20 protein-coding genes are annotated in these 21,578 nt (G+C 71.2%); 16 read left to right on the top strand and 4 right to left on the bottom strand.

Annotation, left to right across the window (positions count from 1 at the left end):
* Positions 1–33: 33 nt before the first annotated feature.
* On the bottom strand, positions 34–1,836 hold the full coding sequence (locus AB0J04_RS26255) for a glycoside hydrolase family 15 protein (RefSeq protein WP_363171018.1): 1,803 nt from the start codon (positions 1,834–1,836) through the stop codon (positions 34–36).
* A gap of 469 nt (positions 1,837–2,305) precedes the next feature.
* Between AB0J04_RS26255 and AB0J04_RS26250 the strand changes: the two genes are divergently transcribed.
* The 11 genes from AB0J04_RS26250 (at position 2,306) to AB0J04_RS26200 (ending at position 15,073) form a co-directional block, all read left to right on the top strand.
* Positions 2,306–3,970, top strand: a complete 1,665-nt coding sequence (locus AB0J04_RS26250; protein ID WP_363171000.1) for a CTP synthase — start codon at positions 2,306–2,308, stop codon at positions 3,968–3,970.
* 154 nt (positions 3,971–4,124) lie between these two features.
* Positions 4,125–4,751 carry an NUDIX hydrolase gene (locus AB0J04_RS26245; protein WP_363170999.1) on the top strand — a complete coding sequence of 209 codons (627 nt, stop codon included), beginning with the start codon at positions 4,125–4,127 and terminating at the stop codon, positions 4,749–4,751.
* Positions 4,752–4,931: 180 nt separating this feature from the next.
* Positions 4,932–7,013, top strand: coding sequence for a tetratricopeptide repeat protein (locus tag AB0J04_RS26240; RefSeq protein ID WP_363170998.1), 2,082 nt, complete (start codon positions 4,932–4,934; stop codon positions 7,011–7,013).
* Positions 7,014–7,150: 137 nt separating this feature from the next.
* Positions 7,151–8,275 (top strand): alanine dehydrogenase, encoded by a 1,125-nt coding sequence (gene ald, locus AB0J04_RS26235; RefSeq protein WP_363170997.1) that lies wholly within the window; start codon positions 7,151–7,153, stop codon positions 8,273–8,275.
* Positions 8,276–8,711: 436 nt separating this feature from the next.
* A complete protein-coding gene (locus tag AB0J04_RS26230; RefSeq protein ID WP_363170996.1) occupies positions 8,712–9,848 on the top strand; it encodes a ParA family protein in 1,137 nt (378 codons plus the stop codon).
* 41 nt (positions 9,849–9,889) lie between these two features.
* Complete coding sequence (locus AB0J04_RS26225) at positions 9,890–10,396, top strand: hypothetical protein (RefSeq protein ID WP_363170995.1); 507 nt, start codon at positions 9,890–9,892, stop codon at positions 10,394–10,396.
* 18 nt (positions 10,397–10,414) lie between these two features.
* Positions 10,415–11,470, top strand: a complete 1,056-nt coding sequence (locus AB0J04_RS26220) for a segregation/condensation protein A (RefSeq protein WP_363170994.1) — start codon at positions 10,415–10,417, stop codon at positions 11,468–11,470.
* A 56-nt stretch (positions 11,471–11,526) separates the two neighbouring features.
* Positions 11,527–12,096, top strand: a complete 570-nt coding sequence (scpB, locus tag AB0J04_RS26215) for an SMC-Scp complex subunit ScpB (RefSeq protein WP_363171017.1) — start codon at positions 11,527–11,529, stop codon at positions 12,094–12,096.
* On the top strand, positions 12,096–13,217 hold the full coding sequence (locus AB0J04_RS26210) for a pseudouridine synthase (RefSeq protein ID WP_363170993.1): 1,122 nt from the start codon (positions 12,096–12,098) through the stop codon (positions 13,215–13,217). Before scpB ends, AB0J04_RS26210 begins: the two co-directional genes overlap by 1 nt.
* 105 nt (positions 13,218–13,322) lie before the next feature.
* Positions 13,323–14,054, top strand: coding sequence for an NUDIX domain-containing protein (locus AB0J04_RS26205; RefSeq protein ID WP_363170992.1), 732 nt, complete (start codon positions 13,323–13,325; stop codon positions 14,052–14,054).
* The gene (locus tag AB0J04_RS26200) at positions 14,051–15,073 is read left to right on the top strand and encodes an ADP-ribosylglycohydrolase family protein (protein ID WP_363170991.1); all 1,023 of its coding nucleotides are present in this window, start codon (positions 14,051–14,053) and stop codon (positions 15,071–15,073) included. The genes AB0J04_RS26205 and AB0J04_RS26200 overlap by 4 nt, the downstream gene beginning before the upstream one ends.
* A gap of 10 nt (positions 15,074–15,083) precedes the next feature.
* On the opposite strand, the gene AB0J04_RS26195 is transcribed toward AB0J04_RS26200, so the two are convergent.
* Genes AB0J04_RS26195 through AB0J04_RS26185 form a run of 3 tightly spaced genes read right to left on the bottom strand, consistent with a single transcriptional unit; the run spans position 15,084 to position 16,789 of the window.
* Positions 15,084–15,509 carry a Rieske (2Fe-2S) protein gene (locus AB0J04_RS26195; RefSeq protein WP_363170990.1) on the bottom strand — a complete coding sequence of 142 codons (426 nt, stop codon included), beginning with the start codon at positions 15,507–15,509 and terminating at the stop codon, positions 15,084–15,086.
* Positions 15,506–16,090, bottom strand: a complete 585-nt coding sequence (locus tag AB0J04_RS26190; protein WP_363170989.1) for a DUF6529 family protein — start codon at positions 16,088–16,090, stop codon at positions 15,506–15,508. Before AB0J04_RS26190 ends, AB0J04_RS26195 begins: the two co-directional genes overlap by 4 nt.
* Positions 16,091–16,123: 33 nt before the next feature.
* The gene (locus AB0J04_RS26185) at positions 16,124–16,789 is read right to left on the bottom strand and encodes a hypothetical protein (protein WP_363170988.1); all 666 of its coding nucleotides are present in this window, start codon (positions 16,787–16,789) and stop codon (positions 16,124–16,126) included.
* Positions 16,790–17,003: 214 nt separating this feature from the next.
* Between AB0J04_RS26185 and aroH the strand changes: the two genes are divergently transcribed.
* The 5 genes from aroH (at position 17,004) to der (ending at position 21,496) form a co-directional block, all read left to right on the top strand.
* Complete coding sequence (gene aroH / locus AB0J04_RS26180) at positions 17,004–17,366, top strand: chorismate mutase (protein ID WP_363170987.1); 363 nt, start codon at positions 17,004–17,006, stop codon at positions 17,364–17,366.
* Complete coding sequence (locus tag AB0J04_RS26175; protein WP_363170986.1) at positions 17,363–18,448, top strand: prephenate dehydrogenase; 1,086 nt, start codon at positions 17,363–17,365, stop codon at positions 18,446–18,448. Before aroH ends, AB0J04_RS26175 begins: the two co-directional genes overlap by 4 nt.
* Before the next feature lie 136 nt (positions 18,449–18,584).
* Positions 18,585–19,271 carry a (d)CMP kinase gene (gene cmk / locus AB0J04_RS26170; RefSeq protein WP_363170985.1) on the top strand — a complete coding sequence of 229 codons (687 nt, stop codon included), beginning with the start codon at positions 18,585–18,587 and terminating at the stop codon, positions 19,269–19,271.
* A 65-nt stretch (positions 19,272–19,336) separates the two neighbouring features.
* On the top strand, positions 19,337–19,924 hold the full coding sequence (locus tag AB0J04_RS26165; RefSeq protein WP_363171016.1) for a lysophospholipid acyltransferase family protein: 588 nt from the start codon (positions 19,337–19,339) through the stop codon (positions 19,922–19,924).
* 87 nt (positions 19,925–20,011) lie between these two features.
* The gene (gene der / locus AB0J04_RS26160) at positions 20,012–21,496 is read left to right on the top strand and encodes a ribosome biogenesis GTPase Der (protein ID WP_363170984.1); all 1,485 of its coding nucleotides are present in this window, start codon (positions 20,012–20,014) and stop codon (positions 21,494–21,496) included.
* Positions 21,497–21,578: the final 82 nt, after the last annotated feature.

Raw genomic sequence — 21,578 nt, 5'->3', positions numbered from 1 at the left:
CCCGCCGGTCCTGTTCAGCCGCCGCCGGCCGGTTCAGCCGCCGTACGCGCCGGACGCCGTCAGGCGCAGCGCCGTGTCGATCAGCGGGACGTGGCTGAAGGCCTGCGGGAAGTTGCCGACCTGGCGTTGCAGGCGCGGGTCCCACTCCTCGGCGAGCAGCCCGAGGTCGTTGCGCAGCGAGAGCAGCTTCTCGAAGAGCTTGCGGGCCTCGTCCACCCGGCCGATCATCGCGAGGTCGTCCGCCATCCAGAACGAGCAGGCCAGGAAGGCGCCCTCGTCGCCGGGGAGGCCGTCGACGCCCTCGTCGCCGCCCGAGGTCGGGTAGCGCAGGATGAAGCCGTCCGCCGTCGACAGCTCGCGCTGGATCGCCTCGATGGTGCCGATGACCCGCTTGTCGTCGGGCGGCAGGAAGCCCATCTGCGGGATGAGCAGCAGGGAGGCGTCCAGCTCCTTCGAGCCGTAGGACTGGGTGAACGTGTTGCGTTCCTTGTCGTAGCCCTTCTCGCACACGTCCCGGTGGATGTCGTCGCGCAGCTCGCGCCACCGCTCCAGCGGGCCGTCGGCGTCGCCGGACTCGATGAGCTTGATCGTGCGGTCGACCGCGACCCAGGCCATGACCTTGGAGTGCACGAAGTGGCGGCGCGGGCCACGTACCTCCCAGATGCCCTCGTCCGGCTCGTCCCAGTGCCGCTCCAGGTAGCGGATCAGCTTGAGCTGGAGCAGCGAGGCGTAGTCGTTGCGGGCGAGGCCGGTCATATGGCCCAGGTGGAGGGCCTCGGTGACCTCGCCGTACACGTCCAGCTGGAGCTGGTGGGCCGCGCCGTTGCCGACCCGGACCGGGCCGGAGTTCTCGTAGCCGGGCAGCCAGTCCAGCTCGGCCTCGCCGAGCTCGCGCTCGCCCGCGATGCCGTACATGATCTGCAGGTTCTCGGGGTCGCCGGCGACTGCGCGCAGCAGCCACTCGCGCCAGGCGCGGGCCTCCTCGCGGTAGCCGGTGCGCAGCAGCGAGGACAGGGTGATGGCCGCGTCACGCAGCCAGGTGTAGCGGTAGTCCCAGTTGCGGACGCCGCCGATGTCCTCCGGGAGGGAGGTCGTGGGGGCGGCGACGATGCCGCCGGTGGGGGCGTACGTCAGGGCCTTGAGCGTGATCAGCGAGCGGATCACGGCCTCGCGGTAGGGGCCGTGGTAGGTGCAGTGCTCGACCCACTCGCGCCAGAAGTCCTCCGTGGCCGTCAGCGACTGCTCGGGCTCCGGCAGCGGGGGCGGCTGCTTGTGCGAGGGTTCCCAGGAGATCGTGAACGCGATGCGGTCGCCGGGGGCGACGGTGAAGTCGGCGTAGGTCGTCAGCGACTTGCCGTAGGTCTCGCAGTCGGTGTCGAACCACACCGAGTCGGGGCCCGCGACGGCCACCGTGCGGCCCTCGTGCTTGTGCACCCAGGGGACGACCCGGCCGTAGGAGAAGCGCATCCGCAGGGTGGAGCGCATGGGGACGCGGCCCGAGACGCCCTCGACGATCCGGATCAGCTGGGGCGCGCCGTCACGGGGCGGCATGAAGTCGGTGACCCGGACCGTGCCGCGCGGGGTGTCCCACTCGGACTCCAGGATCAGCGAGTCGCCCCGGTAGGTGCGCCGGGCGGCCGTCGGCGGTTCGGCGTCGGAGGCGTGCGCGGGGCCGAGGCGCCAGAAGCCGTGTTCCTCCGTGCCGAGCAGGCCGGCGAAGATCGCGTGCGAGTCGAAGCGGGGCAGGCACAGCCAGTCCACTGTCCCGTCACGGCAGACCAGGGCAGCGGTCTGCATGTCTCCGATGAGTGCGTAGTCTTCGATGCGCCCGGCCACGTGCAACTCCAGTCGAACGGCCACGTCACCCCCGTGCGGAACGGGGGCTGTCGCTAGTGCGGTCAAGGGGTCGTTTGTAATGCGTCGTTGAGCGCTGAAGCAAAGCAGCCGCTCAGCCGAATAGGCAAAACGCCGATTATTGCTCAACGAACTGACGAGCTCTCGTTGTTCCGGTGGGATACGGGCTGGGGTGTGCCGTCTTGCCGGCCGGGCTCGGCAGCGAGTGTCCGAGCAGGATACGACGCACGTAGATGATCTGCGTGCCGCTCTCGGCAACGCGGGTGGGCCGAACGGGTGAGCAGAGGGTGAGAAACCGGTGCGGGAGCGGCCGCCCGTGTCGGCCCGTGCGCGGAGCGTGGCCGGAAGCCATCTCCTCGAGGCGCTGATACCCTGGTAGCCCGTGGACCGGTGGTCTCGAAGCCCCCGAACCGCACCCTCGAATCGCGACCACGGGAGCCCCCTCTTGGCCATGACGCCCAAATCCACGACGACCAAGCACATCTTCGTCACCGGGGGTGTCGCCTCCTCGCTCGGCAAGGGCCTGACGGCCTCGAGCCTGGGCATGCTGCTCAAGGCGCGGGGTCTGCGGGTCGTGATGCAGAAGCTCGACCCGTATCTGAACGTCGACCCGGGCACGATGAACCCCTTCCAGCACGGCGAGGTGTTCGTCACCAACGACGGCGCCGAGACGGACCTGGACATCGGCCACTACGAGCGCTTCCTCGACCGTGACCTCGACGGCTCCGCCAACGTCACCACCGGTCAGGTCTACAACACGGTGATCGCCAAGGAACGGCGCGGCGAGTACCTCGGCGACACCGTCCAGGTCATCCCGCACATCACCAACGAGATCAAGCACCGCATCCGCCGCATGGCGACGGACGAGGTCGACGTCGTGATCACGGAGGTCGGCGGCACGGTCGGCGACATCGAGTCGCTGCCGTTCCTGGAGACGGTCCGCCAGGTCCGGCACGAGGTCGGCCGGGACAACGTCTTCGTGGTTCACATCTCTCTCCTGCCGTACATCGGTCCCTCGGGCGAGCTGAAGACCAAGCCGACCCAGCACTCGGTCGCGGCCCTCCGGAACATCGGTATCCAGCCAGACGCGATCGTGCTGCGCTGTGACCGTGAGGTGCCGACCGCGATCAAGCGCAAGATCTCGCTGATGTGCGACGTCGACGAGGACGCGGTGGTGGCCTGCCCCGACGCCCGCTCGATCTACGACATCCCGAAGACCGTGCACCGCGAGGGCCTGGACGCCTACGTCGTCCGCAAGCTGGACCTGCCGTTCCGCGATGTGGACTGGACGACCTGGGACGACCTGCTCGACCGCGTCCACAACCCCGACCACGAGATCACCCTCGCCCTGGTCGGCAAGTACATCGACCTGCCGGACGCGTATCTCTCGGTCACCGAGGCGCTGCGCGCCGGCGGCTTCGCCAACAAGGCCCGCGTGAAGATCAAGTGGGTCACCTCCGACGACTGCAAGACCCCGGCCGGAGCCAAGGCGCAGCTCGCCGACGTGGACGGCGTCTGCATCCCGGGCGGCTTCGGCGACCGCGGTGTGCTCGGCAAGGTCGGCGCGATCCGCTACGCCCGCGAGAACAAGATCCCGCTGCTCGGTCTCTGCCTGGGCCTGCAGTGCATCGTGATCGAGGCGGCGCGCAGCCTGGCCGACATCGCCGACGCCAACTCCACCGAGTTCGACTCCGCCACCGCCCACCCGGTCATCTCCACCATGGCCGAGCAGCTCGACATCGTGGCCGGCGAGGGCGACATGGGCGGCACCATGCGGCTGGGCATGTACCCGGCCAAGCTGGCCGAGGGCTCCATCGTCCGCGAGGTGTACGACGGCAAGGAGTACGTCGAGGAGCGGCACCGGCACCGGTACGAGGTCAACAACGCCTACCGCGCCGAGCTCGAGAAGAAGGCGGGCATCCAGTTCTCCGGCACCTCCCCGGACGGCAAGCTGGTCGAATACGTCGAGTACCCCCGTGACGTCCACCCCTATCTGGTCGCCACCCAGGCCCACCCCGAGCTGCGCTCGCGGCCGACGCGCCCGCACCCGCTCTTCGCCGGTCTGGTGAAGGCGGCGGTCCGGCGGGCGGTCGAGGCGAGCAAGGCTTCTGAGTAACACACCAGTTGTACGGTGGCCGGGGTGCATCCCTTCAAAGGTGAGCGCCCCGGCTTCTTTTTTCTGTTTTTGTTTGGCCGGTTTTCGCGGTCGATCTCCTTTTGGTCGGCCCTCTTCCGGCCGGTCTTCTTTTGCGCGTGTGGAAGGACAGGGCATGACGATCAAGGACACCCCCGAGGCGTGGGAGATCCGGGCGAGCGAGACCCCGTTCGTGGGCAACAAGACCTCCGTCCGCACGGACGAGGTGGTCATGCCCGACGGTTCGGTGGTCCGCCGGGACTACCAGGTGCACCCCGGTTCCGTGGCCGTCCTCGCCCTCGACGAAGAGGACCGTGTCCTGCTCATCAAGCAGTACCGCCACCCCGTGCTGCACAAGCTCTGGGAGATCCCGGCCGGCCTGCTCGACGTGCCAGGCGAGAACCCGCTGCACGCGGCCCAGCGCGAGCTGTACGAGGAGGCGCACGTCAAGGCCGAGGACTGGCGGGTGCTGACCGACGTCTACCCGACCGCGGGCGGCTGCGACGAGTCCGTACGCGTCTTCCTGGCCCGGAACCTGTCGGAGGCCGACGGGGAGCGTTTCGAGGTCGCGGACGAGGAGGCCGACATGGAGCACGCGCGTGTGCCGGTCGAGGAACTCGTCCGGGGAGTGCTCGCGGGCGAGCTGCACAGCAACTGCCTCGTCGTGGGCGTCCTCTCGCTGATCGCGGCGCGCGGCGGGGACGGCCTCGACGCGCTGCGCCCGGCCGAGGCGTCCTGGCCGGCGCGTCCGTTCGAGGCGTGAGGCCGCCGCGCGGGCCGGATCCCCGCCCGGTGTGACCATCGGCTGATCCGATCGGGGGATGTCTCGGTCGTGGCCCGCCCTGCTCCTCCCGGAACGTCGCAGAGCGTGAACTAGGCTCTGGAATCACCCGATCCGGAGTCCCGGCGGGCTTGCGCGTGCGGTGGGACGGGAGTGTGGCCCGTGACGGATCAGGCAGTGGACACAGGCGGCGTGCAGCTGTCCGGACACGCTGCGACAGAGGGCCATTTCCTGGGCCGTACCCGGGAGTTGAAGGAACTGCGCGCCGACATCGAACGCGCGGGGCTGGACACCATCTCCGGGAAGAAGGCCCCCCGCGCGCGGGTCCTGCTCATCGCCGGCCGGCCCGGCTCCGGCCGTACGGCGCTCGCCGAGGAACTCGTCCGCCAGGTCGCCGACCGCTACCGGGACGGGGTGCTCCGCGCCCGCCTGGCCGAACCCGACGGCACCCCCGTGCCGGTCGAGCGCGCCGCCCGTGAACTGCTCGCCGCGCTGGACGTGCCGACCCCGCCCGGCGCCGACGAGGACGACCTGGCGGCCATCCTGCGCGAGGTCCTCGCCGAGCGGCGCGTGCTGCTCCTGCTCGACGACGCGGCCGGCGCCGAACAGGTCGACGCGCTGCTCCCCGACACCCCCGAGTGCCTCCTCGTCGCGGTCTCCGCCGGACCGCTCACCGGCATCGCGGACGTCCGCCCCTGCACCCTGGGCGGCCTGGACACCAAGTCCGCCCTCGAACTGCTGAGCCGGTACACCGGCTCGGTCCGCATCACCGTCGACCCGCGCTCCGCCGAGGGTCTCGTGGAGGCCTGCCAGGGCCAGCCGGCCGCGCTGAACCTGGCCGGCGGCTGGCTCGCCGCCCGCCCCAAGGCGGCCGTCGCCGACCTCGCCAAACAACTCCACGCGGAGGGCGACGAAGGCTCCCCGCTCAGCCGGATCTTCCGGCTCGTGCACGCCGCGCTGCCCGCCCCCGCCGCCCGGATACTGCGACTGCTCTGTCTCGCCCCGGCCGGCCTCGCCGACCCGCACACCGTCTCCGCGCTGGCCGGCTGCTCGGTGGGCGCCGCCCGCACCACCCTGGACGACCTCGCCGCCATCGGCCTGCTGCGGGCCGTGCCCTCCCCGCTGCCCCAGTACGAGGTGCCGGGCTGCCTGTACCCCCTGCTGCGGGCCGCCGCCGAGACCCACGACCGCCCGGCCGAGCTCCAGCTGGCCCGCGCCCGCATGCTGGAGCGCACGGTACGGCTGCTCCAGTCCTGCCGGGCCATCACCGAGACCGACAACCCCCAGGCCCGCGAGAAGCTCCAGGGCCTGCCCCGCGCCCTGCGCTTCCCCACCCCGCGCGCGGCCGCCGAGTGGCTGAGCGTCCGCCGCCCCGCCCTGCTCGCCTCGGCCCGGCTCGCGGTCGCCGACGGGGAGCTGGACACCCTCGCCCGCCGGCTGATGTCCCAGCTGGTCAGGGCGATGGTCGCGCACTTCGGCACCCAGGCGGCCGCGCCCGACCTGTACGGCGTCCACCAGCTCGTGCTGGACGTGGCCGAGCGCCGCGGACTGCCCCGGGAGAAGGCCGCCGCCCTGCTCAACCTCGCCGACGTCGACGCCCGGACCGGCCGCACGGCGGCGGCGCTGGTGCGCTACCGGGCCGCGCTGGACGCCGGACGCGAGGCGAACGACCCCTACGCGATCGGCCGCGCGATGGAATCCGTAGGCGGCGCGCACCTGGAGCTCGGGGACTACGACCGGGCCGCCGACTGGTTCGGCCGCGCCCTCGCCCAGCGGCTGGCCCGTGACGAGCGCGCGGACGCCGCCCGCCTCTACGGCCGCATCGCCACCGCGCACACCTACGCGGGCCGCTACGGGGAGGCGCAACGGGCCTGGCGGGCCGCGGCCTCCGGGCACCGCAAGAACGGCGAGGTCGGCGCGTACGCGCGGGCGTTGAGCGAGCTGGCCCGGGTCCAGGAGTACGCGGGCCGCCCCGAGGAATCGCTGCGCACCTGTCAGGAGGCCGTGGAGTGGGCCAGGCGCGCCGAGGACACCCGTCTGCAGGCCGCGGTGCAGCTGAGGCTGGCCGACACCCTGGAGCGCCTCGGCGACCCGACGGCGGCCCGCCTGCACCGGGCCGCGGCCGAGCGCATCCTGGGAGAGGAGCTCCCGGATCGCGGGCTCTCGGACCGCGATCCGGAGCGGGAAGGGCCGGAACACGGCGCTAACACCTGCGAAATCCGTAGTACACCTGCTGAAGATTGATGCAATGAAAGGCTAGACAGAGAGAACGCCTTCATTAGACTGGCTCTGCCGCACCTTCTCCCGCGGTATATCCCGGTGTGCCCTGTACCTCCGGGATTGTCTTCTGCTGTGCCCCCACACCCCCTGAGCCAAGGACCGTGATCGACGTGAAGGTCGGCATCCCCCGCGAGGTCAAGAACAACGAGTTCCGGGTGGCCATCACCCCCGCCGGCGTGCACGAACTGGTGCGCCACGGGCATCAGGTCGTCGTCGAACGCAACGCAGGTGTCGGCTCGTCCATCACGGACGAGGAGTACGTGGCCGCCGGCGCGCGGATCCTGGAGACCGCCGACGAGGTGTGGGCCACCGCCGACCTGCTGCTGAAGGTCAAGGAGCCCATCGCGCAGGAGTACCACCGCCTGCGCAAGGACCAGACGCTCTTCACCTACCTGCACCTGGCCGCCTCCAAAGAGTGCACGGACGCCCTCGTCGAGTCCGGCACCACGGCGATCGCCTACGAGACCGTCGAGCTGCCGAGCCGCGCGCTGCCGCTGCTCGCCCCGATGTCCGAGGTCGCGGGCCGGCTGGCCCCCCAGGTCGGCGCCTACCACCTGATGCGCGCCAACGGCGGCCGCGGTGTGCTGCCCGGCGGCGTCCCGGGCGTGCTGGCCGCCAAGGCGGTCGTCATCGGCGGCGGTGTGTCCGGCTGGAACGCGGCGCAGATCGCCGTCGGCATGGGCTTCCACGTGACCCTGCTCGACCGGGACATCAACAAGCTCAAGGAGGCGGACAGGGTCTTCGGCACGAAGATCCAGACGGTCGTCTCCAACGCCTTCGAGCTGGAGAAGGCGTGCCTCGAGGCGGACCTCGTCATCGGCGCCGTCCTCATCCCCGGCGCCAAGGCCCCGAAGCTGGTCACCAACGAGCTGGTGTCCAGGATGAAGCCCGGAAGTGTCCTTGTCGACATCGCGATCGATCAGGGCGGCTGCTTCGAGGACTCCCGTCCGACCACCCACGCCGAGCCGACCTTCCCGGTCCACGACTCGGTCTTCTACTGCGTCGCCAACATGCCCGGCGCGGTCCCCAACACCTCGACCTACGCGCTCACCAACGCCACGCTGCCCTACATCGTCGAACTCGCCGACCGGGGCTGGGTGGAGGCGCTGCGCCGGGACCCCGCGCTGGCCAAGGGGCTCAACACCCATGACGGCAAGGTCGTTTACCGCGAGGTCGCGCAGGCGCACGGCCTGGAGCACGTGGAGCTGGAGTCCCTGCTCGGCTGACCGGTCCCGACCTCTTCCCGAGCCGTTTCGCCGGGCCGCGGAGCCAAGTCGGCAGAAGGCAAAAGGCGATACGTCAACAGAGGTCGTCAACCTCGCGCGCCCGGCCGGACCTTGCCCGACAAGGTCCGGCCGGATGTGTGTATGGTCACTTTGCGGCTCTCGGCCAACTCGCCTCGAACGTAACCCTTCGACCGATTCGCACACCGGTGAAACCTGCCGTGCGACGGCCGTACGCCCTTGACAGCGGGATGTTTCATTGCCGACACATCGGGCCGGGTCCGGCGGATTGTGTTGCTGCGGACGCCCGACACGCCATAGAGTCGCCAACCGTCGGCATGGTGCCACGCTGACCTTGTCTAGAAGTTTCCTGGTCACCAAGGAGGTAAGACGACTTGTGAATGAGTCGACATTTGCTCCCGGGGGTGGTCAACCAGGAATGCCGTTGCGGGACCCGGGTCCCGTGGGGCTCGAGGCTGTCGGCTCCGTCGCTGTCCGAACCTTCGCAGCCCACCAGAGCCAGAGCAGCCCCCCTACGGCTCTGTCAGCACTCCAGAGCATGGATGGCCATCACGTGAACGCCATGGCCGGCGACGGAAGTGGCGCGCCCCACAACCACTTCGCCGACTACGACGAACTGCCCGACGGGCACTTCTACGACCCCGATGCCGAGTACGAGCCGGATCCGGAGTACGCGGCCACGCTCGCGCCCGACGCGGCCCGACAGCGCCGTGAGCGCGTCGGTCCGACCGGACGCCCGCTGCCGTACTTCCCGATCCCGGGCCCGCTGACCCATCACGGCCCCGCGACGATCATCGCGATGTGCAACCAGAAGGGCGGCGTCGGCAAGACGACGTCGACCATCAACCTGGGTGCCGCGCTCGCGGAGTACGGACGACGCGTGCTGCTCGTGGACTTCGACCCGCAGGGCGCGCTGTCGGTCGGTCTCGGCGTCAATCCGATGGAGCTCGACCTCACCGTCTACAACCTGCTCATGGAGCGGGGCATGGCGGCCGACGAGGTGCTCCTGAAGACCGCGGTCCCCAACATGGACCTGCTGCCCAGCAACATCGACCTGTCGGCCGCCGAGGTCCAACTCGTCTCCGAGGTCGCGCGCGAGTCCACGCTCCAGCGTGCGCTCAAGCCGCTGATGGACGACTACGACTACATCGTCATCGACTGTCAGCCCTCGCTCGGCCTGCTCACCGTCAACGCCCTCACGGCCGCCCACAAGGTGATCGTGCCGCTGGAGTGCGAGTTCTTCGCCCTCCGTGGCGTGGCGCTGCTGACCGAGACCATCGAGAAGGTCCAGGAGCGGCTCAACCCGGATCTGGAGCTCGACGGGATCCTCGCCACGATGTACGACTCGCGCACCGTGCACAGCCGTGAGGTGCTCGCGCGGGTGGTCGAGGCGTTCGACGACCACGTCTACCACACGGTCATCGGGCGCACGGTCCGCTTCCCGGAGACCACGGTCGCCGGTGAGCCGATCACCACGTACGCCTCCAACTCCGTCGGCGCGGCCGCCTATCGTCAGCTCGCCAGGGAGGTGCTCGCCCGGTGTCACGCCGAGTGAGTCTGCCGGGGGCCGACGAACTCTTCCGTACGACAGGGGGAATGGCGCTTCAGCCGTCCGCGCCCCGGCGCTCCGCCAACGGTGAGGCCCGGGTGCCCGGGCCGGCCGGCGACAGCGACGGGGTGGCGGCCGGCGGCGCGGAGGACGCGCCGCAGGCTGTGCCCGCGCAGGGCGGCGACGGCGAGGGCGCCGAGCATGTGGCGGCCGACGCCGGACAACCCGGCACCAGGGGCGCCACCGGAGAGCGCGCGGAGCGACGTCAGGACGCGCAGGAAGGTTCTGTCGCCGCCGACGGCCAGTCCCGCAAGCGCGGACGGCAGGCCGCCCGCCGGCCCAGCGGCCGGGAGCGGCACGACGAGAAGATCACCGTCTATGTCTCCGCCGAGGAGCTCATGGACCTGGAGCACGCCCGGCTGGTGCTCCGCGGCGAACACGGTCTGGCCGTGGACCGGGGGCGCATCGTCCGCGAGGCGGTCGCCGTGGTCCTCGCCGACCTGGAGACCCGCGGGGACGCCAGCATCCTCGTACGACGGCTGCGCGGGCGGTAGCGGTAGCCTGCGGGGGCCATGGCCTCGAACGACGTTCCCGCTCCCGCATCTGCCTCCGGCGGCGCAGCCGGCGGTCGCAGACGCGCGCTGGGACGCGGACCGGGAGCGGCCCCGCCCGAGCCGGTCGTACCGGTCGTCACCCCTCCGGCACCCGAGGCGGTGCCCTCCACAGCCGAGCCCCCGGCGCCCCTGTCACCTCCGGAACCCCCTGAACCCCCTGAACCCCCGGAGTCCCCTGAACCCTTCGACGGGGTCTTCAAGGTCCGGCTCGCCAACTTCGAGGGGCCCTTCGACCTGCTGCTCCAGCTGATCTCCAAGCACAAGCTGGACGTCACCGAGGTCGCGCTGTCGAAGGTCACCGACGAGTTCATGGCGCACATCCGGGCGATGGGCCCCGACTGGGACCTGGACCAGACGACCGAGTTCCTGGTCGTGGCCGCCACGCTGCTCGATCTCAAGGCCGCCCGGCTGCTGCCCGCCGCCGAGGTCGAGGACGAGGCCGACCTCGCGCTGCTGGAGGCCCGGGACCTGCTGTTCGCCCGGCTGCTCCAGTACCGGGCCTACAAGCAGATCGCCGACATCTTCACGCACCGCCTGGAGAGCGAGGCCCGCCGCTACCCCCGCACCGTCGGTCTCGAACCGCACCACGCCGAGCTGCTGCCCGAGGTGGTCATCAGCATCGGCCCGGAGGGGTTCGCCAAGCTCGCGGTCAAGGCGATGCAGCCCCGGGCGAAGCCGCAGGTGTACGTCGACCACATCCACGCGCCGCTGGTGAGTGTGCAGGAGCAGGCGGGGATCGTCGTCGCGCGGCTCAGGGAGCTCGGCGAGGCCAGCTTCCGGACTCTGGTGGCGGACACCGAGGACACCCTCACCGTCGTGGCCCGGTTCCTCGCTCTGCTGGAGCTGTACCGGGAGAAGGCCGTCGCCCTGGACCAGGAGACCGCGCTCGGCGAGCTGCTGGTGCGCTGGACCGGCGGCGACGGGGACGCGCAGCCGCTGGTCACGGACGAGTTCGACCGGCCGCCCGAGGAGCCGGAGAAGGACGCCAAGGACGCGAAGGAGACGGAGAAGTGAGCAGCGAGGAGACCGTCGCCGCACTGGACCTCAAGCCGGCCCTGGAGGCCGTCCTGATGGTCGTCGACGAGCCCGCGACCGAGGAGCACCTCGCGAAGATCCTCCAGCGGCCGCGGCGGAAGGTCGCGGACGCGCTGCGCGAGCTGGCCGACGAGTACACCGTGCAGAGCCGCGGCTTCGAGCTCAGGCTCGTCGCGGGAGGCTGGCGGTTCTACACCCGGCCCGAGTACGCGGCGGCCGTCGAGGGCTTCGTCCTGGACGGCCAGCAGGCCCGGCTCACGCAGGCCGCGCTGGAGACGCTCGCGGTCGTCGCGTACCGCCAGCCGGTCAGTCGCAGCCGGGTCTCCGCGGTGCGCGGAGTGAACTGCGACGGTGTGATGCGCACCCTTCTGCAGCGCGGTCTGGTCGAGGAGGCGGGCGCGGAACCCGAAACAGGTGCGATCCTGTACAGGACGACGAACTACTTTCTGGAGCGGATGGGCCTGCGCGGCCTGGACGAGCTCCCGGAGCTCGCGCCCTTCCTCCCCGAGGCGGAGGCGATCGAGGCCGAGACGCTGGAAGGGGTCCCGTCGTTCGATCCGGACGCTCCGGATTCCGAGGACGCAGACGACAAGACGGAACTTTGATGCGAAGCAGCAGCGGCAGGAACAGCAGCGGAAACAACGGCGGGAGCCGTGGTGGCAACAGCGGCGGCCGCGGCGGGAGCAGCGGTGGCCGCGGTACCAACCGTGGCGCCGGTAACAACCGCGACGACAAGCAGGGCGGCCGGCCGAGCAAGCCCCGCCCCGAGGAGCGCCGCTACGACGTGGGCCCAGGCGCCTCCCCGGAGGGACCCAAGTCCGGGCGCGGCGCTTCGGCGCGCGGCGGGGCCAAGGGCCGCCCGAAGCAGTCCCCGGGCAGCGGACGGGGGCGTTGGGCGCCCGCGACCTCCCGGGAGTACGACGCCCGCGCCGAGGAGCGCAACCGCGAGCGGTACGCGGGCAAGAAGGACGTCAAGCTGCCCAAGACCTTCCCGGGCGCCGAGCAGGAGGGCGAGCGGCTGCAGAAGATCCTGGCGCGCGCCGGCTACGGCTCGCGGCGGGCCTGCGAGGAGCTGATCGAGCAGGCGCGGGTCGAGGTCAACGGCGAGATCGTCCTGGAGCAGGGCAAGCGGGTCGACCCGGAGAACGACGACGTCAAGGTCGACGGCCTGACGGTCGCCACCCAGTCCTACCAGTTCTTCTCGCTGAACAAGCCGGCCGGTGTCGTCTCCACGATGGAGGACAACGAGGGCCGTCAGTGCCTCGGCGACTACGTGACCAACCGCGAGACGCGGCTGTTCCACGTCGGCCGGCTCGACACCGAGACCGAGGGCGTCATCCTGCTCACCAACCACGGCGAGCTGGCCCACCGGCTGACCCACCCGAAGTACGGCGTGAAGAAGGTCTACCTCGCGCACATCGTCGGCCCGATCCCGCGCGACCTGGGCAAGAAGCTCAAGGACGGCATCCAGCTGGAGGACGGCTACGCGCGCGCGGACCACTTCCGGGTCGTCGAGCAGACCGGCAAGAACTACCTGGTCGAGGTGACCCTGCACGAGGGCCGCAAGCACATCGTGCGCCGGATGCTGGCGGAGGCCGGCTTCCCGGTCGACAAGCTGGTGCGGGTCTCGTTCGGGCCGATCACCCTGGGCGACCAGAAGTCGGGCTGGCTGCGCCGGCTGTCCAACACCGAGGTCGGCATGCTGATGAAGGAAGTCGATCTCTGAGGGCAGTCGACCTCTAAAGGTCTCTTCAAGTGCTCGCTGAGCACTTGTGCTTGAGCGCACCCCCTTTTTATAGTCGTACTGACTATTAAAGAGGGGGTGTTCGTCATGCAGGGCCACGGAGCCGGCTACGACAAGTACGCCCACGAGCCCTTCGCCGTCACCGTCGACCTCGCCGTCCTCACGCTGCGCGCGGGCGTCCTGCACGTGCTGCTCGTCGAGCGCGGCCAGGAGCCGTACGCCGGGCGGTGGGCGCTGCCCGGGGGCTTCGTGCTGCCGGACGAGTCCGCGGAGACGGCGGCCCGGCGCGAGCTCGCCGAGGAGACCGGCCTCAAAGACGTCTCCGGGCTGCACCTGGAGCAGTTGCGCACCTACAGCGAGCCCGGCCGCGACCCCCGGATGCGGGTCGTGTCGGTCGCCTTCGCAGCCCTGCTGCCCGACGCGCCCGAGCCGATGAGCGGCGGCGACGCGGCGCAGGCGCGCTGGATGCCGTACGAGGACGTCGAGCCGCTCGCCTTCGACCACGACCGGATCCTGGCCGACGCCCACGACCGGGTCGGCGCCAAATTCGAGTACACCTGCCTCGCCACCGCCTTCTGCCCGCCCGAGTTCACCCTCGGCGAGCTCCAGCAGGTCTACGAGACGGTGTGGGGGACGGGCCTGGACCGCCCCAACTTCCGTCGCAAGGTGCTCGCCACCCCGGGCTTCGTCGAGCCCGTCGCGGGGGCCGCACGGCTGACCGGCGGCCGCGGCAAGCCCGCCGCCCTCTACCGCGCGGGCGCCGCCGCCGCGCTCCACCCGCCCCTGCTGCGACCGCCCCGGGAAGGACGATCCGCATGACCACCTCGACCACAGTCCGCAAGCGCGCCACCGGGTCCCTGCTGGGCCTCGCGCTGGGCGACGCCCTCGGGTTTCCGACCGAGTTCAACGACGTCGCGTCGATCATCGCCAAGTGCGGGCCGTGGCGGGAGATGGAACTGCCCAAGCGCGCCCTCGTCTCCGACGACACACAGATGACCCTCGCGGTGGGACGGGCCCTGCGGACCGCCATGGACCGGGGGGTGCTCATGCCGTCGGGGGTGGAACGGCCGCTGCGCGAGGAGTTCGTGGCCTGGAACCGGTCCCCGGAGAACAACCGGGCGCCCGGGAACACCTGCCTGACCGCCTGCGACCTGCTGGAGGACGACAAGCGTCTTTGGCAGGACGCCAGCCAGATCGGCTCCAAGGGCTGTGGCGCCAACATGCGTGTGGCCCCCGTCGGCCTCGTCCCCGGACTCAGCGACGAGCAGCGCGCCGGCGCCGCGCAGCTCCAGGCCGGCCTCACCCACGGCCATCCCACCGCGCTCGCCGCCTCCGACCTCACCGCCCACGCCGTACGGCTCCTCGCGCACGGCGCGGCCCCGTCCGCGCTGATCGGGCTGCTGCGCTCGTACGCCGTCGAGAACCGCACCCGCTATTACCACCGCTGGCTCGGCGACCTGTGGACCCGCAGCCAGGACGCCGGTCCGGAACAGTTCATCGCGCGCGGCTGGGACGAGTGCCTGGGCATGCTGGACCGGCTCCAGGACGCGCTGCGCGACCCCTCGCCCGAGACCGACCCGTGCCTGGACACGGGGGAGGGGTGGATCGCCGAGGAGGCCATGGCCACCGGCCTGCTGTGCTTCCTGCTCTTCCCCGACGAGCCGGTGACCGTGCTGCGCCGGGCCGCCTGCACGTCCGGGGACTCCGACTCCATCGCCTGTCTGGCGGGCGCTTTCGCGGGCGCGTACGCCGGGGCGGACGCCTGGCCGACGGCGTGGGCGGACCGGATCGAGTACCAGGGGGAGCTGGTGACGCTCGGGGCGCTCTGGGACCAGTGACCCCGCCTGTTCACGCCAGCTTGATCGCGCCGCCCTCGACCGTGATCTGCTCGGCGGGCAGCGGCCTGGGCGCCGGGCCGCCCGCCACCGAGCCGTCGGCGATGCGGAACTCGCTCTTGTGACAGGGGCAGTGGATGATGCCGTCGGCGACGCTGCCGACGATGCAGCTCTGATGCGTGCAGACCGCGGAGAACGCCTTGAAGTCGTCCTTCGTGGGCTGGGTGACGACGACCTTCTCGTCGGCGAAGATCTTTCCGCCGCCGACGGGGATGTCGGTCGTCTTGGCCAGTTCCTGACCGGCGGCGGCGCCCGACGTCTTCTCGGACGAGGACGAGCCGCCGTTCTCGTCGCCGTAGTTGCTGCATCCCACCGTGAGCGCCGCTGCCGCGCCGCCCGTCGCCAGGAGAACCGTGCGCCGAGTCGCGGGGAGAGTCATGTCGTCACTCCGAACGTGCGGAAGAACCAGAGGGCCGAGGTCAGCCAGATGACCGTGAGCGTGGCGAAGACGAGTCCGCCGACGATCGGCAGCAGCCATCCGGGGAGCCGCTCCCAGCGGAGCAGCAGCATCTTTGCGCTGAAGGCGCCGAAGAAGAAACAACCCAGGACGGAGTGCCACAGAACACGCGATTCATACGTCTGATAGCCAAGCGCGTAGAGGCAGTGCACCGCAACCGGGACCGCGATCAGGAAGGCCACCCGGCCCGACCACCGGTGCAGGACGCCGGACCAGGCGGGTCCCGGCAGCTTCCCGTACAGCATCGACGCCGAGACGACCTGGACCAGCGCGAAGAACATCGCGGCCGTCGCCAGCCACGACTTCACCGCGCCGGTGCTGCTGAACCCGGCCAGGTTGAAGGCCGTCCCGGCCGGGTCGTGGACCTTGCCGTAGACGCCCAGGGCGACCGCCACCGCGGCGGCGACCAGCGCCGGGATCAGGTAGCGGGCCGCGCTCGGAGGGCGCTCGGAGGGCTCGGGGGCGGGGAAGTCCTGGGTGGCGGCGTTCGGATCGGCGGTCATGATGCTCCCTGCTCGACGGGGCGCTCGAAGGGGTCAGGGGGTTACGGGGAGGGCCGTGAGCTGCTCGCCGTCGATCGTCACCGCTCCGGTCTCCGGGTCGATGCGGGGCGCGGCGGAGGGCTTGCCGTCACGGGTGACGATGCCGACCTGGCTGCCGTCCTTCAGGACGATCCAGCCGCCGTCGATCTGCGTGGAGGCCACGGTGGCCGTCGCCCGGTACAGTCCGGCCGGCTTCTTCGCGTTCTCCGCGGAGAACGTGTAGTGCCCGCCGCCGACGTCGACCGTGCCGTCGATCTGCCGGCCGTCTCGGAGCGTGCCGTCCAGCTTCGCGCCGTTCTTCCCGGTGAGCATCATGGTGCCGTCGTCCCGCACCGGGCCCCGGAGCCAGGACTCCTTGGTGCGGCCGTCGCAGAAGTACGCGACCGCCTTGCCGTCGCGGACCTTGACGCCGACCGTCGCCGCCTTGTCGTCGGTGTGACCGGAGTAGTCGGCGTCGACGACCGGGACGCGGGAGACGGTGGGCGTGGGCGTCGGGGTGGGCTTGGGGGCCGCCACGCTTTGGGTGGGGGCCGGGCTCGGCGACTTCTCCTCCTGCGCGGACGAGGCGGTCTTCTCCCCCGTCGTCGCGTTGAGCGTCAGCAGGAGCAGGCCGAGCACCAGTCCCGCGAGAAGGGTGAGCAGGGGTCCTGGACGCTTCATGTCGGGCCTTCCCCGATAGCGGGTGTCCTGCCGTCAGACTGACATGAGAGCGCAGCCCGCACCCGTCGTAAAGGGCGTATGGGGGTGTTGGGGGTGTTTCCGTCTCGGCACGCGGGCGGCGCGCACCGGACCGACACGGCCTGACTAGGCTGGACGCGCCGAGAGTCGTACGTCGGCACATCAGCACACCGGTACTTCAGCGAGGAGCAGCGCCGTGGCGGTACGAGCGGTCCGGGGAGCCGTCCAACTCGAACGGGACGAGGCCGGCCACATGGACGAGCAGGTCGGGGCCCTGCTCACCGCCGTCCTGGAGCGGAACGCGCTCAGCGCCGACGACCTGATCAGCATCTGGTTCACGGCCACGCCCGACCTGCACAGCGACTTCCCGGCGGCCGCCGCCCGGGGGCTCGGCATCGTCGACGTGCCGCTGATCTGCGCCCAGGAGCTCGAGATCGAGGGCGCGATGCCGAGGGTCGTGCGCATCCTCGCGCACATCGAGTCCGACCGGCCGCGCGCCGAGATCAGCCATGTCTACCTCGGCGCCGCGGCCGCCCTGCGCAAGGACATCGCCCAGTGAGGACCGCGCTCGTCATCGGAACCGGGCTGATCGGCACCTCCGCCGCCCTGGCCCTCGCCCAGCGGGGTGTCGTCGTCCACCTCGCCGACCACGACCCCGAGCAGGCCCGGACGGCGGCCGCGCTCGGCGCCGGCACCGACGACGAGCCCGCGGGCCCGGTCGACCTCGCGATCATCGCCGCCCCGCCCGCCCATGTGGCCGCGGTGCTCGCCGACGCGATGCGCCGGGGGGCGGCCCGCGGCTACCTCGACGTGGCCAGCGTGAAGGGCGGGCCGCGCCGCGAGCTGGAGGAGCTCGGCCTCGACCTGTCGGCCTACATCGGCAGCCACCCCATGTCGGGGCGCGAGAAGTCCGGGCCGCTGGCCGCGACCGGCGACCTCTTCGAGGGCCGCCCCTGGGTGCTGACGCCGACCCGGGACACCGACACCGAGGTCCTGAACCTCGCCCTGGAGCTGGTCTCGCACTGCCGGGCCGTCCCGGTGGTCATGGACGCGGACGCCCACGACCGCGCGGTGGCGCTGGTCTCCCACATGCCCCACCTGGTCTCCAGCCTGGTCGCGGCGCGCCTGGAGAACGCCGAGGAAGCCGCGGTACGGCTGTGCGGACAGGGCATCCGGGACGTGACCCGGATCGCCGCCTCCGAGCCCGGGATGTGGATCGACATCCTGTCCGCGAACCCGGGGCCGGTCGCCGACCTGCTCACCGACGTCGCCGTCGACCTGGAGGAGACGGTCCGCGCCCTGCGCGCCCTGCAGTCCTCCGACGACGCCAAGCGCCACGAGGGCGTCGGCGGCATCCAGGACGTCCTGCGCCGCGGCAACGCGGGCCAGGTCCGCGTCCCGGGCAAGCACGGGGCCGCTCCGCGGGTGTACGAGGTCGTCGCGGTGCTGATCGACGACCAGCCGGGGCAGCTGGCCCGGATCTTCGCCGACGCGGGGCTGGCGGGCGTCAACATCGAGGACGTGCGGATCGAGCATGCGACGGGGCAGCAGGCGGGGCTGGTGCAGTTGATGGTCGAGCCGAAGTCCGCGGTGGTGTTGTCCTCGGCGTTGCGTGAGCGAGGGTGGGCTCTTCGGCAGTAGGGCACCCGGCGTCGGTACGGGCCGGCCCGCACCGAAGAGGTACCGGCCAGAAGGGTGACCCGTGGCCGGTAACCTTGTGTGGGGCACGATCGCGGCCCCGCACATCCACCGCCTCGCACCAGGAAGGTGTCCCCCCGTGGAAAACGGCGCCGCCCAGCCCGTGATTGTCGCCATCGACGGTCCCTCCGGCACGGGCAAGTCGAGCACGTCCAAGGCCGTGGCCGGCCGGCTCGGGCTGAGCTACCTGGACACCGGCGCCCAGTATCGGGCGATCACCTGGTGGATGGTGAGCAACGGGATCGACATCGACGACCCCTCCGCGATCGCCGCCGTCGCCGGCAAGCCCGAGATCCTCTCCGGCACCGACCCGGCCGACCCGACGATCACGGTCGACGGCGTCGACGTGGCCGGTCCGATCCGCACCCAGGACGTCACCTCGAAGGTCAGCGCGGTGAGCGCCGTCCCGGAGGTGCGGGCCCGGATCACCGAGCTGCAGCGCTCGCTGGCCGCCTCCGCCGAGCGGGGGATAGTCGTCGAGGGCCGGGACATCGGCACGACCGTGCTGCCGGACGCCGACCTGAAGGTCTTCCTCACCGCCTCCCCGGAGGCCCGCGCCGCCCGCCGCAGCGGTGAGCTGAAGGGCGCCGACGTGCACAGCACCCGCGAGGCGCTGATCAAGCGGGACGCCGCCGACTCCTCCCGCAAGACCTCCCCGCTCGCCAAGGCGGACGACGCCGTCGAGGTGGACACCACCGAGCTCACGCTGGCCCAGGTCATCGAGTGCGTCGTCACCCTCGTCGAGGAGAAGCGGGCCGCGAAGTGACTGCTGCTGACTCCCTGCCCACGGCGAGAGGCGCCGAGATCGGGCGGCGCATCGGCGTCGGCCTGATGTACGGGCTGTGGCGGCCGCGCGTGCTGGGCGCCTGGAAGGTGCCCGCGAGCGGCCCGCTGATCTTCGCCGTCAACCACTCCCACAACATCGACGGCCCCATGGTCATCGGCGTGGCGCCCCGGGCCTCGCACTTCCTGGTGAAGAAAGAGGCCTTCATCGGCCCGATCGGCTCGTTCATGACCCACACCGGCCAGATCAAGGTCGACCGGGACACCACCGACCGCACGGCCATCACCCGGGCGCTGGGCGTCCTGGAGAACGGCGGAGTGCTCGGGATCTTCCCCGAGGGCACCCGGGGCGACGGCGACTTCGCCGCCCTGCGCGCCGGGCTCGCCTACTTCGCGGTGCGCAGCGGGGCGCCGATCGTGCCCGTCGCCGTGCTGGGAAGCACCGAGCGGCGCGGACGGTTGACAAAGGCGCTGCCCCCGCTGCGCTCGCGCGTCGACGTCGTCTTCGGCGAGCCGTTCGACGCGGGCGACGGCAGCGGACGGCGCACCCGCAAGGCGCTGGACGAGGCGACCGAACGCATCCAGAAACAGCTGGCCGCCCACCTGGAAAACGCCAGGCGCCTGACCGGGCGCTGAGCGACACTGAATACCGAGTAGTGGATCAACCCGAACAAAACGGCTGCTCCACCGATCACCACGAATGAACGACGAGGTACGGACTTCATGAACGACCACACCCAGCCCGACGGCTCGGACGGCTTCGAGCACGATCACGGGGCGCTCGGCGACGCCGAGTACGCGGAGTTCATGGAGCTCGCCGCCGTCGAGGGCTTCGACATCGAGGACGTCGAGGGCGCCATCGAGGAGGCCGGTCACGGCCCGCTGCCCGTGCTCGCCGTCATCGGCCGCCCGAACGTCGGCAAGTCGACCCTGGTGAACCGGATCATCGGCCGCCGTGAGGCCGTCGTCGAGGACAAGCCGGGCGTCACCCGCGACCGCGTGACCTACGAAGCCGAGTGGGCGGGCCGCCGCTTCAAGGTCGTCGACACCGGCGGCTGGGAGCAGGACGTCCTCGGCATCGACGCATCCGTGGCCGCGCAGGCCGAGTACGCGATCGAGGCCGCCGACGCCGTCGTCTTCGTCGTCGACGCCAAGGTCGGCGCGACCGACACCGACGAGGCGGTCGTCCGGCTGCTGCGCAAGGCAGGCAAGCCCGTGGTGCTCGCCGCCAACAAGGTCGACGGCCCGAGCGGCGAGGCCGACGCTGCCTACCTGTGGTCCCTGGGCCTCGGCGAACCGCACCCCATCTCCGCGCTGCACGGCCGCGGCACCGGCGACATGCTGGACGCCGTCCTGGAGGCGCTGCCGGAGGCCCCCGCGCAGAGCTTCGGCACCGCGGTCGGCGGCCCGCGCCGCATCGCGCTCATCGGCCGCCCGAACGTCGGCAAGTCCTCGCTGCTGAACAAGGTGGCGGGCGAGGAGCGCGTCGTCGTCAACGAGGTCGCGGGCACCACCCGTGACCCGGTCGACGAGCTCATCGAACTCGGCGGCGTGACCTGGAAGTTCGTCGACACGGCGGGCATCCGCAAGCGTGTCCACCTCCAGCAGGGCGCCGACTACTACGCCTCGCTGCGCACCGCGGCCGCCGTCGAGAAGGCCGAGGTGGCGGTCATCCTGATCGACGGCTCCGAGTCCATCTCGGTTCAGGACCAGCGCATCGTCACCATGGCCGTCGACGCGGGCCGTGCGATCGTCATCGCCTACAACAAGTGGGACACCCTCGACGAGGAGCGCCGCTACTACCTGGAGCGGGAGATCGAGACCGAGTTCGCCCAGGTCGCCTGGGCGCCCCGGGTGAACGTCTCCGCGCGCACCGGCCGGCACATGGAGAAGCTGGTCCCGGCGATCGAGACCGCCCTGGCCGGTTGGGAGACCCGCGTGCCGACGGGCCGCCTCAACGCCTTCCTCGGCGAGCTGGTCGCGGCCCACCCGCACCCGGTCCGGGGCGGCAAGCAGCCGCGCATCCTCTTCGGCACCCAGGCCGGCACCAAGCCGCCGCGGTTCGTCCTCTTCGCCTCCGGCTTCATCGAGGCCGGCTACCGGCGCTTCATCGAGCGCCGGCTGCGCGAGGAGTTCGGCTTCGACGGCACCCCGATCCACATCTCGGTGCGGGTGCGCGAGAAGCGCGGCGCCAACAAGAAGAAGTGAACAGGCGGAGGAACAGGCAGAAGTAGCGGCCGCATGGTGGGAGGGCGGGTGCCGGAGCTACGGGTACCGCCCGCCCACCATG

The organism is Streptomyces sp. NPDC050263 (genome assembly GCF_040655955.1).
In the GTDB taxonomy this organism is placed as follows: Bacteria; Actinomycetota; Actinomycetes; order Streptomycetales; family Streptomycetaceae; genus Streptomyces.
The sequence above is the reverse complement of the archived record's forward strand: the minus strand, read 5'-3'. Positions and strand labels throughout refer to the sequence as shown.